Consider the following 11730-nt stretch of genomic DNA (forward strand, 5'->3'; position numbering starts at 1 on the left):
CCTTTTATGAGTTTAAAGTCTAAAACTACTAGAGACTCAATTTTTTAAAGTTTTAATAAAGCTCCTATATTTGTTTATCGTATCTTTACAGATATCTCAGTATTTTCCGCTTAGAATATTTACTTAGAGAAAATAGATTTTGCAGATTAATAATACATCCCAATTATACATGAATCTATCTAAAGATATAGATTATTTTTCATAAAAAACGAGGTAATCGCATGAAAGCAGTGATACTGGCTGGAGGGCTTGGAACTCGACTCACGGAAGAAACCACAATCAAACCAAAGCCGATGGTGGAAATTGGTGGACGACCCGTGCTGTGGCATATTATGAAAATTTACTCAGCTCATGGAATAAACGATTTCATTATCTGCTGTGGTTATAAAGGCTACGTAATTAAGGAGTATTTTGCCAACTACTTCTTACATATGTCTGATGTCACATTTGATATGCGGTTTAACCAAATGAATGTGCATTGTGGCTATGCCGAACCCTGGCGAGTCACGTTGGTAGATACCGGAGATCAAACGATGACCGGAGGACGCTTGAAGCGAGTCAGAGAGCATATTGGGAATCAAACCTTTTGCTTTACCTATGGAGATGGCGTAGCGAATGTCAATATTCAAGAGCTAATAGACTTTCATCGAGAGCAAAAGTGTTTGGCAACATTGACTGCAACTCAGCCACCGGGACGATTTGGGGCGATTTCTTTAGAACCCGATCAACATAAAATTACCACTTTTCGGGAAAAGCCGGAAGGGGATGGTGCTTGGATTAATGGGGGTTACTTTGTTCTAGAGCCGGAAGTGATTGATTATATTGACGATGACTCCACAATTTGGGAGCAAGAACCCCTGAAAAAATTATCTCAAAATGAGCAGTTGGCTGCTTACAGACATCCTGGATTTTGGCAACCGATGGATACTTTACGAGATAAAAATTACCTGGAAGAACTTTGGAAGAGTGGGAATGCTCCTTGGAAAGTTTGGTGACAAATTTCAGGAGTAACACTCATCCATTTCAGTTTCAGGGGCAAGAAAATTTATGTATGATTTTGCAATTATCGGCGGCGGAATTATTGGGCTTTCTACGGCAATGGCTTTGGGAAAACGCTATCCCTCTGCCCGTATAGTAGTGCTGGAAAAAGAAAGCCAGTGGGCTTATCATCAAACAGGCAATAATAGTGGCGTGATTCACGCTGGCATTTATTACAAGCCAGGAAGTTTCAAAGCGAAATTTTGCCGGGAAGGAAGTCGCTCAATGGTGGAATTCTGCCGGGAGCATGGCATTGCACATGAAGTCTGCGGCAAAGTAATTGTGGCAACTGAGGAAAAAGAGCTGTCACGATTAGAAAGCCTTTATCAACGCGGCTGGGAAAATGGTTTAAAGACTAGCAAGATTAGTGCAGAGGAAGTCAAAGAAATTGAACCTCATGTCGCCTGTCTAGCCGGAATTCGGGTGTACGGAACTGGGATTGCCGATTACAAGCAGGTGGCTCGAAAATATGCCGAGCTAATTGAAGCACAAGGTGGAGAGCTTCGCCTCAATACCAAAGTTGAGAAAATTGTTGGAACGGGTGAGAATCAGGTACTTGAGACAAATAACGGCACGTTTGAAACGCGCTTTGTCATCAATTGTGCCGGACTGCATAGCGATCGCGTTGCCAAATTAGGAAACGTCGATCCGAAAGCGAAAATTGTCCCATTCCGGGGAGAATACTACGAACTCACGCCAGAAAAACGCTATCTCGTCAAAACCCTGATTTATCCGGTTCCTAATCCAGATTTTCCCTTCTTGGGCGTTCACTTCACCCGGATGATTGATGGAAGCGTTCATGCAGGGCCAAATGCCGTTCTCAGCCTCAAGCGGGAAGGTTACAAAAAGACAGACTTTAATCTACGTGATTTTGCTGAGGTGATGACTTATCCCGGTTTTTGGAAACTAGCAGCAAAACACGCCGACGAAGGCATTCAGGAAATCATTCGTTCCTTCAGTAAAGCCGCCTTTGTGCGTAGCTTGCAAAGGCTGATTCCGGAAGTGCAATCGGACGATCTAATTCCCACTCACGCCGGGGTTCGCGCTCAAGCTTTGATGAATGATGGCAAGTTAGTGGACGACTTTTTAATTGTTAAAGGCAATAACTCCGTCCACGTTTGCAACGCGCCTTCCCCCGCTGCTACATCTTCCCTGGAAATTGGCAAAGCAATCGTAGAGCAAATTCCGGAAAGAACCCTGGCGACTACAAGTCGCGGCTACACAAACAAAACCCGACTACACGGGTTTCAAGATTAATATGTTTTTAGTCCGCGTAGGCGAACTTTATCTGTGTAGTTGCGAATTCTATTCGCCCGGTACTTTCAAACACAAAATTAGTGTATAAAAAGTGAACAAATGAAAGTATTAGTAACAGGAACAGAAGGCTATCTCGGCTCGTTACTCGCCCCCATTTTGATGAAACGCGGACACGAAGTGATTGGGGTGGACACCGGCTTCTACAAAGTGGGTTGGCTGTATAACGCCACCGATTTAACTGCCAAAACCCTCAACAAAGATTTGCGGCACATCACAGCAGAAGACTTAGAGGGTGTCGAGGCAATTGTTCACATGGCAGAACTTTCTAACGATCCCGCCGGACAACTCTCACCCAATATCACCTACGACATTAACCATAAAGGTTCAGTTCGCCTTGCCAATCTAGCTAAGGCAGCGGGTGTGCGGCGCTTCGTTTATATGTCTTCTTGCAGCGTCTACGGCGTAGCAACAAAGGATGATGTGACTGAAGAATCTCCCGTCAATCCTCAAACCGCTTATGCAGAATGTAAAACCTTCGTAGAACGAGATGTCAAGCCACTCGCCGATGACAATTTTTCTCCTACCTTTCTGCGAAATGCCACCGCTTTTGGGGCATCTCCCAGAATGCGTTTTGATATTGTTTTAAATAACTTGGCGGGCTTAGCTTGGACAACGAAAGAAATCAAGATGATCAGCGACGGAACTCCTTGGCGTCCGTTGGTTCACGCCCTTGATATCTGTAAGGCAATTATCTGCACCCTAGAAGCACCCCGCGACATTGTTCACAACCAAATTTTCAACGTAGGGGACACTTCTCATAACTATCGAGTCAAAGAAATTGCTGAAATTATTGCCTCAGTCTTCCAAGGATGTCAGCTAACCTTTGGAGAAAATGGCTCAGACAACCGCAGTTATCGAGTTTCTTTTGAGAAGATTAACAAAACTCTACCGGGATTTAAGTGTGAATGGGATGCCCAGCGGGGTGCCCAGCAGTTATTCGATTTGTTCAAGCAAATTGATATGACTGAAGACATCTTTTTGTTTAGAGGGTTCACTCGTTTGAAGCAGCTAGAGTACCTGATTCGCACCCAACAAATCGATCAAAACTTTTTCTGGAGTAAGGAGTTATAAATCATGGCGATCGCTAAGTGTCGTTTTTGTAGCAAATCCCTTCAGCACACCTTTGCCGATCTAGGGATGTCACCCATTGCAAATGACTACCTAACGCCAGAACAGCTGCGTCGGGCAGAAAAAAGTTACCCACTTCATGCCTATGTTTGCGAAAGTTGTCTTTTAGTGCAGCTAGAAGAGTTTGAATCTCCCGATCATATCTTTGGGGATGGTGACTACGCTTACTTTTCTTCTTACTCAGAAAGTTGGTTGCGTCATGCCAAACTTTACACGGATTTGATGGTAGAAAGGTTTGGGTTTAACAAAAATCATCAAGTCATTGAAATTGCTAGTAATGACGGCTACCTGTTGCAGTATTTCCATGAAAAGGGAATCCCCGTTTTAGGAATAGAACCAGCGGCAAATGTAGCAAAAGTTGCAGAGGAAAAAGGAATTCCCAGCTTAGTTAAGTTCTTTGGGGTTGAAACTGCTAAGGAACTGGCAGCAGCGGAGAAACAAGCCGATCTGTTGTTGGGCAACAACGTCCTCGCTCACGTTCCGGATGTGAATGATTTTGTAGCGGGAATGAAGATAGCCCTGAAGCCAGATGGCATCTTGACAATGGAATTTCCCCATTTGTTACAGCTGATGCAGCAAAATCAGTTTGACACGATTTATCACGAGCATTTTTCCTACTTTTCCTTCTTAACCGTTGAAAAAATCTTTGCGGCTCACGGTTTGACCTTATTTGATGTCGAAGAAATCCCGACTCACGGCGGTTCGCTCCGAATTTACGGCAAGCATGACAATGCGGCTGAGCCAGCCATGAGCGATCGCGTTAATCAGTTAAAATCCCAGGAAATCCAAGCTGGCTTAGATAAGATAGACACTTACCTGACCTTTGGAGAAAAAGTCAAAGAAACCAAGCGCAAGCTACTGAGTTTTTTGATTGAGGCGAAAGAACAGGGGAAAGCGATCGCCGGTTATGGTGCCCCAGCCAAAGGAAACACCCTCCTAAATTATTGTGGAGTTCGCACAGATTTTATCGATTTTACCGTAGATCGCAGTCCTCACAAGCAAGGAACCTTTCTACCAGGAACTCATATCCCCGTCCTCAACCCCGACGAAATCCGCGAAAGACAGCCTGACTACCTGCTAATTTTGCCTTGGAACCTCAAAGAGGAAATTATGCAGCAAATGGCATTTATTCGAGAGTGGGGAGGCAAGTTTGTAGTCCCAATTCCAGAGGTGCAAGTTTATCCATGATCTTTACTGAAACCAAGCTCAAAGGTGCCTTTATTATTGACATAGAGCAACGAGAAGATAATCGAGGATTATTCGCTCGGACTTTCTGTGCCAATGAATTTGCCGAGCGCGGATTAAAGCCAAACGTTGCCCAATGCAACCTATCCGTGAACTACAAAAAAGGGACGTTGCGAGGTATGCATTATCAAGCAACCCCCGCCAGCGAAACAAAATTGGTTCGTTGTACCCGTGGTGCTATCTACGATGTCATCATCGATATGCGTCCTAAATCTCCCACGTATCTGTGCCATATTGGCGTCGAGCTAACCGCTGAAAACCGGCGTGCCCTGTATATCCCTGAAATGTTTGCCCACGGCTTCCAAACCCTAACCGATGACGCCGAAGTGGTATATCAGATGAGTGAGTTCTACACACCAGGGTATGAGCGGGGGCTACACTATGACGACCCTATCCTAGGGATTGAATGGCCCCTACCAGCCAGTGAAATTTCCGAAAAAGATGTATCCTGGCCTTTGTTCAGCTCTTATGTTCTTGTCGGGGCATAATTTTTATCTAGATCGATGAACCAAATACAAAACTGCCCGCTTGATGTGGGGACGATGTAGAGTGCCTGAATCGTTGCAACCCATAAAGAAACAACATGAACACAATCTTTTTCGATTCTGATGTTAACGATGAGGTGAGGCGAAAACATCTCTTCAACGGACAGATTTTCGTCTTTTCACCCCGCCCAAGTGCGATCGCGTTGTGCGAATTAGCTCGCGAACTCACCCAAGAAGCGTTTGGTTCTCTAGATCCAACAGAGGCACAATTTAGCCTCCCCGTCGAGAAGTTTGTGGAGATTGTCGCTCCACTCAAGCCTAGATTTATCCATCACCCCAAGTCAAAGCAGCTGATTCGGGAACTACTAGAGGATCTTGGCTGCGAGATGAACAAAACCTATTTCGACGTTCCGCGTATGAGGATCGTGTGTGATGGCACCTACCTCAACGCAGGGGTTGCTTATCCGCTGCACCCGCATCGTGACACCTGGTACGCGGCTCCCCTCTGCCAGATGAACTGGTGGCTTCCCCTCTACGACTATGAATCCGAGAGTTCGATGGCATTTCAGCCCCGCTACTGGAGCCAGCCGATAAATAATGGCTCTAGCGAGTACAACCACTATGAGTGGAACCGGGAGGGTCGGAAAAACGCCGCCCAGCATATCAAGAAAGATACCCGCAAGCAGCCCCGCCCATTAGAACACGTCGATCTCGATCCGCAGCTCCGAGTCGTTACCAAACCAGGCGGAATCATCCTCTTCTCTGGCGCACAGCTGCATTGGACAGTGCCCAACACCTCCGGACGCACGCGCTTTAGCATCGACTTCAGAACCGTACACCTCGACGATGTCATCTCCAAGGGCGGCGCACCGAATCTCGACTCCGCTCCTCAAGGAACTACACTCAGAGAACTCATGCGGGGCAGCGATCTCGCCCGCATTCCTGATGACATCATTGCCCTCTATGAGAATGAGCCACCACCCAGTGAGGAGGGGCTTTTGTTCCAACCTCCGGCGGAAGTCTTAAACTCTGTTCGTTAGGAATTAACGAGCATTTAACTAACACTTCCATTTGATGCTAGCCGTCAGCAACCCCGTAAAACTTGCCAAAATTTGGTACTAATTTTACGGGTGCTGAAGCTAGTAAGTAGATGGATATAGTTATTTGTAGGATGGGTAGAGCGACTAAGTGTTACCTCATCAAACCCATATCAATGTTGGGTTTCGTTCCTCAACCCAACCTACCTCAGATGCGCGAGTTTAATTATGTCTACCTACTTATTAAGGACGTTCAAGTTGCCCTTGACTTTTTGTAAAAGAGGCTTAAAGCTGTGAACCTCACCGATCTGAAGAGAGTTCTTAACCCTAATGATATTGGCAACGAGATGTACCAGATTATCTCAAAGCTATATCCGATTTGCCGCAGTATTACGGGCAATGGCTTTCGAGAAACTCTCAAGATTATTCAAGAACTCATTCCCTTAGAAATTCACGAGGTACCGACGGGAACGGAAGTGTTCGACTGGACGGTTCCGAAGGAGTGGAATATTAAGGATGCCTACATCAAAAATTCTCAGGGTGAGCGAGTCGTAGACTTCCAAAAATCTAACTTGCACGTTGTCAATTACAGCGTGCCGGTTCGGAAAAAAATGCCTTTTCAGGAACTGAAAGAACACCTATTTACCCTACCAGATACTCCTGAGTGGATTCCTTATCGGACTTCTTATTACAAAGAAACTTGGGGCTTTTGTTTGAGTCACAAGCAATTTTTAGAACTGAAAGATGGCGAATATGAAGTCTGCATTGATTCCTCTTTAGAATCAGGAAGCCTGACTTACGGCGAGTATTACATCAAAGGAGAAAGCCCAGACGAAGTTTTAATCTCTTGCCATGCTTGTCACCCATCTCTGTGTGACGATAATCTATCGGGCATCGCTCTCAGTACCTATTTGGCAAAACATCTCAGCTCGATTTCTCGGAGATACTCTTACCGATTTCTATTTATTCCGGGAACGATTGGTTCCATTACTTGGCTGTGTTTAAATGAAGCCCAAGCCCAGAAAATTAAACACGGATTGGTAGTAACGTGTGTGGGAGATCCAGGCAAAGTTACTTATAAGAGAAGCCGCCAAGGTGATGCAGAAATCGATAGAGCCAGCCTTCACGTTTTAAAGCATTCGGGGCAAGAGCATGAAATTATTGATTTCTTCCCCTATGGCTACGATGAGCGGCAGTATTGCTCTCCGGGGTTCAATCTGGCTGTGGGTTGTTTTATGCGATCGCAGCACGGTGAGTTTCCCGAATACCACACATCGGCAGATAATCTAGATTTTGTGCAACCTGAATATCTGGCTGACTCCTTCTCTAAATGTTTGTCAATTTTCCACGTTTTGGAAGGCGATCGGACTTACTTAAATCAAAATCCTAAATGCGAGCCGAGACTGGGGAAAAGGGGTCTTTATAAAGGAATTGGCGGGCAGAAAGAGGGGGCACTTAATGAAATGGCAATCCTGTGGGTGTTAAATTTGTCGGATGGCAATCATACCCTTCTAGACATTGCCGATAGGTCGGGTTTAGCATTTGATGAGATTAAAAGAGCAGCAGATGCTTTAGTAGAACATGATTTATTGAAAGAGTGTTTGAAATCAGCAACCGTCAGCTAAGATTAATCCAAATCCTTGCAACCAAAATTGAATGTCAGCCTTAAAAGACCAAATTGCAGTTGTAACGGGAGCTAGTAGCGGGATTGGCAAAGCGATCGCGCTCGGTTTGGCAGAGCAAGGAGTCACGCTTTGTCTGGTGGGACGTAATTTAGAAGCGCTAGAGACAGTCGCCGAAACTGCCACCACTGCATCCAAAGTTCTGCTTTATCAAGTTGATCTCACGCTAGACGAAGACATTGAGCAGCTAAAAACTCGTCTTGAGCAAGATGTAGGAAATGTTGATCTGCTCGTTCATAGTGCTGGTGTCATCACCTTAGGGGACATGAAAACCGCCTCCCTGGAAGACTTTGACTGGCAGTACCGCGTCAATGTTCGCGCTCCTTATGCGCTGACACAAGCCTTGTTACCGGCGATCGCACTCCGTCAGGGTCAGATCGCGTTCATCAACTCGACGGTGGGTTTGAATGCTAGAGGCGGTGTGGGACAATATGCTGCAACCAAGCACGCACTGAAGGCGATCGCTGACAGTCTGCGAGAGGAAGTCAACGCAGATGGCGTGCGCGTTCTCAGCATCTATCCCGGACGCACTGCTAGTCCCATGCAAGCATCGGTTCAAGAGATAGAAGGTAAGACATATCATCCAGAACGACTTCTGCAACCAGAAGACGTAGCCGCAGTGGTACTCAATGCCCTCAGTTTGCCCCGAACCGCCGAAGTGACTGACATTAATATTAGACCTTTAAAGAAAACTTAAATTCAGTTGAAGCTTAGATTCTCCAAGCTACATTCAGAAAATGACTAGATGCTCAATAAGCGCACTATCATAAAACTTGATATTTTCACGCTTTGAGCTGTAATCCGTAAGTCTTTAGGTTCATAATTTTTAATAGCATTTTTAGGAGTTGAAGCATATTTTTATGGAAGTTTACTTTTTTTTCATTTGTTTTATTTTAGTGACAGTTGGGCTAAATATCTTAGCTAAAAAATTTCTAAAGCAGCGATGGAATTTATGGTTAGGCTATGGATTGCCTGCCTTGCTGTTCATCTTATTTATGTGGAATGTTTCCGCTCCACACAATCTATTTAGTGACTTTAATAAAGCCTATTATCCGGCTGGTCGTCAAGTGATAGAAAATCCATCCAGCTTGTATGACAAAAATTGTGCTGATAATACTATTTGCTTTGTCAACATTCCAATTATTGCCTATTTGTTTACTCCTTTTTCTCCATTTCCTCTACATAGAGCGCAATATTTACTTGCTGTTTTGAGTGTTTTAGCTGTTGTTGCATCTTGCTATTTTACAGTTAAGCTAACGAAAGTTAGTGGGGACAAACGAATAGCTATAATTGGACTATTTGCAATAAATGGACCTTTGTATTACAGCTTTCGATATGGAAACGCTACTCATTTTGTATTTCTATTGCTGATAGGGGCATTTTTTTGTATTCAGAATAAGCGTGAGGTTTTTCTAGGAATTTTAGTAGCGATCGCGGCTCTAATGAAAATCCCTCTAGTTCTTTTTGGCGTTTATTTCGTATTAAGAAGACGATGGCAAGTGGTAGCGGGTTTTAGTGCAGCACTGTTGGTAATTGGGGGTGCATCTCTACTTTTATTTGGGGTGGATTTACATTTAACTTGGTTTCGGGAATGTATCCAATCTTTTGCTGGTAAACCACTTGCTGCCTACAACGTTCAGTCAGTAGATGGTTTTTTAGCTCGCCTGCTGACCGATGGCAATCTCAAAAACTGGCTACCCCTTGAAGTAGGTTGGGATTTTAAAGTGATGCGGTACGCATTATTATCACTTCTGTTTGGTACAACTTTCTGGGTTTTTTGGCGCTCAAAATCACCCACCACACTAGAAGAAGAAAACTTGGAATTTTCTATTGTTCTTTGTTTAGCACTGGTAACAAGTCCTATTTCTTGGACACATTACTATTTATTTCTACTGCTACCTTTATCCCTCTATGTTGGCAACAAATTAGTAGTTCCTAATCAGCGGCTATGGTTTAGCCTTATGATACCGAGCATCCTGTTAATATCCTTTCCTGTAACATCGATTCTGGTTGACTTTAAACCTCTCACATTTTTTACATCCAAGTTGCTCATCTCCCATTACTTCTTTGGTGGTGTGTTACTACTGGGAGTCTTGTTGGCAGCTCAATGGCATAATTCAAAACGCTTTCAGCAATCTCAAAGTGGTGTTGGTTCTTTGTGACAGTGCTTTGTGATTATGCTTTGTGGCATTAATCCTTAAGGTGTCAGTATGATTGTTTTTGTTGTACCACTCAGAAGTCAGCAATCCTCAAATTCTTGGGATCGCGTTCTTAAGTTATTTGAAAGATGTATCAAGGCAATCTGCAATCAAACTTCACCAGATTTTAGGGTGATTGTTATTTGTCACAAAAACCCACATATTGAGTTTAATCATTCTCACATCACCTACATTGAAGTAGATTTACCACCGCCAGCTCCAGCTTTAAAAACTGCGGCTTTGAAGAAATGGGAAGATCCAGATTTTGCATTTAAGTATCTAGACAAGTTGCAAAAGGTGCTGACGTGATTCATGTATGCTCAACAGCTAAAGCCGTCTTAATATAATGATTGTTGATGTCGATGACTGTGTAAGTAAGCATTTGGCAGAATTTGTCAGTCAGCATTCACAATCTAATGGATGGTATGTGGATAAGGGGTATGTATATCAGGATGGCAATCGATTCATATATTACAAAAAATACGCTTTTAATAGATCGTGCGGAACCTGCCGAATTGTTCGGTACAATTTGTATGACTTGCCTGAAAAGATGGAAGATGCCAATCTAACTTCTCTTATTCATCTTGATTATCATAAATTAACTGAGATAAAGCAAGGAGTAAGACTCAAGCAATTGCCTTTTGAAGGTGCTGTTTATATTATTGGAAATGGAGAAAATATTTATCAGGCAGGTTTCGACACGTTTTTTGGTGCTAAGGTGGGAATCACGTTAAGCATTCGTTCTCGGATAAGAGAAGCCTTTAATTATCGACTTCTAACGAAATCAATTCGTCGTGAATTTGGCTTGTATAACATCAACTAACCATTTGAATTTTGCGACCAAGGCTGGTAAAGCTAGTTTTTGATTGAAGTCAATAGCTGCGCGATCGCGTTATCTCTCCTTGGCATACAGACCAAAAATAGAGAATAATATTTATTAAACCTAAGAACTTGGTTCCATCTTCTAAAATTAATGGAGTTCCTATTCCTTTTAGATCCAATAAGTCCGTCATCCCTGAAACTACAAACAGAGCAATAGCTATTAGTAGCAGAATATAGGGTGTTGACCGGATTCTGCGCCAAAATAAAAAACTATAGCTAACAGCAGCAATCCCGTATATTGAATACATCAGTACTTTGGGAACACCAGCCGATAAGGTTAGCTCCAGGGTAAAGCGAAATATATCATCAACTAGCAAAACTGCCAGTCCAATTGCAGAAAATAGGATAAATAAATCACCTTTGCGCCTAGGGTGAAGACTTTTTAACAAGCCAAAGCTAAACAAACAGATTGCGAATGATATGCACCACAATATTTCAGAAAGCTGAGTAAAAAAGCCTACGTGGAGTTGTCCTTTAAGGAAAGGTGGTTCGGAAAATAAAACTGTTAGTAACCCTACTCTTGCAAAATAGTCTGAGCCGTAGTAACTACCTGCAAGTTTGACATAGACTGCCATTGTAATAAACAGTAGGAGAATCAGACCATTGAGAATAAGAACAAAACGGTCTTTTATTATTTGATTTTTGATATCTTGTAAGATTTTTTTAATCAGATAAGCTGGCATTTTAATTCAAATTTATTTGATCCTAGGAAAAAGCT

The 11730-nt window shown here is 43.4% G+C and carries 12 protein-coding genes; 11 read left to right on the forward strand and 1 reads right to left on the reverse strand.

Annotation, left to right across the window (positions count from 1 at the left end):
• Positions 1–221: 221 nt before the first annotated feature.
• The 11 genes from rfbF to ACFW2W_RS27245 all read left to right on the forward strand — a co-directional run bounded on the left by rfbF (position 222) and on the right by ACFW2W_RS27245 (position 10953).
• On the forward strand, positions 222–995 hold the full coding sequence (rfbF, locus tag ACFW2W_RS27195; protein WP_378185189.1) for a glucose-1-phosphate cytidylyltransferase: 774 nt from the start codon (positions 222–224) through the stop codon (positions 993–995).
• Between the two features lie 52 nt (positions 996–1047).
• Complete coding sequence (gene lhgO, locus ACFW2W_RS27200; protein WP_378185191.1) at positions 1048–2295, forward strand: L-2-hydroxyglutarate oxidase; 1248 nt, start codon at positions 1048–1050, stop codon at positions 2293–2295.
• A gap of 99 nt (positions 2296–2394) precedes the next feature.
• Entirely contained in the window at positions 2395–3426 is a 1032-nt protein-coding gene (locus ACFW2W_RS27205; RefSeq protein WP_378185193.1) for an NAD-dependent epimerase/dehydratase family protein, read from the forward strand.
• A gap of 3 nt (positions 3427–3429) precedes the next feature.
• Complete coding sequence (locus ACFW2W_RS27210; RefSeq protein WP_378185195.1) at positions 3430–4671, forward strand: methyltransferase domain-containing protein; 1242 nt, start codon at positions 3430–3432, stop codon at positions 4669–4671.
• Positions 4668–5216, forward strand: coding sequence for a dTDP-4-dehydrorhamnose 3,5-epimerase (rfbC, locus tag ACFW2W_RS27215; protein ID WP_378185197.1), 549 nt, complete (start codon positions 4668–4670; stop codon positions 5214–5216). The genes ACFW2W_RS27210 and rfbC overlap by 4 nt, the downstream gene beginning before the upstream one ends.
• 95 nt (positions 5217–5311) lie before the next feature.
• Positions 5312–6253, forward strand: a complete 942-nt coding sequence (locus tag ACFW2W_RS27220; RefSeq protein ID WP_378185199.1) for a hypothetical protein — start codon at positions 5312–5314, stop codon at positions 6251–6253.
• A gap of 344 nt (positions 6254–6597) precedes the next feature.
• The gene (locus ACFW2W_RS27225; RefSeq protein WP_378185299.1) at positions 6598–7875 is read left to right on the forward strand and encodes a DUF4910 domain-containing protein; all 1278 of its coding nucleotides are present in this window, start codon (positions 6598–6600) and stop codon (positions 7873–7875) included.
• Between the two features lie 31 nt (positions 7876–7906).
• Entirely contained in the window at positions 7907–8629 is a 723-nt protein-coding gene (locus ACFW2W_RS27230; RefSeq protein WP_378185201.1) for an SDR family oxidoreductase, read from the forward strand.
• A 163-nt stretch (positions 8630–8792) separates the two neighbouring features.
• A complete protein-coding gene (locus ACFW2W_RS27235) occupies positions 8793–10094 on the forward strand; it encodes a glycosyltransferase family 87 protein (protein ID WP_378185203.1) in 1302 nt (433 codons plus the stop codon).
• Positions 10095–10142: 48 nt separating this feature from the next.
• Positions 10143–10439, forward strand: coding sequence for a glycosyltransferase family A protein (locus tag ACFW2W_RS27240; protein WP_378185205.1), 297 nt, complete (start codon positions 10143–10145; stop codon positions 10437–10439).
• A gap of 37 nt (positions 10440–10476) precedes the next feature.
• On the forward strand, positions 10477–10953 hold the full coding sequence (locus ACFW2W_RS27245; protein ID WP_378185207.1) for a hypothetical protein: 477 nt from the start codon (positions 10477–10479) through the stop codon (positions 10951–10953).
• 49 nt (positions 10954–11002) lie between these two features.
• On the opposite strand, the gene ACFW2W_RS27250 is transcribed toward ACFW2W_RS27245, so the two are convergent.
• Complete coding sequence (locus tag ACFW2W_RS27250; protein WP_378185209.1) at positions 11003–11695, reverse strand: hypothetical protein; 693 nt, start codon at positions 11693–11695, stop codon at positions 11003–11005.
• Between the last annotated feature and the right edge of the window lie 35 nt (positions 11696–11730).

The organism is Coleofasciculus sp. H7-2 (assembly GCF_042747725.1).
Taxonomy (GTDB): domain Bacteria; phylum Cyanobacteriota; class Cyanobacteriia; order Cyanobacteriales; family FACHB-T130; genus FACHB-T130.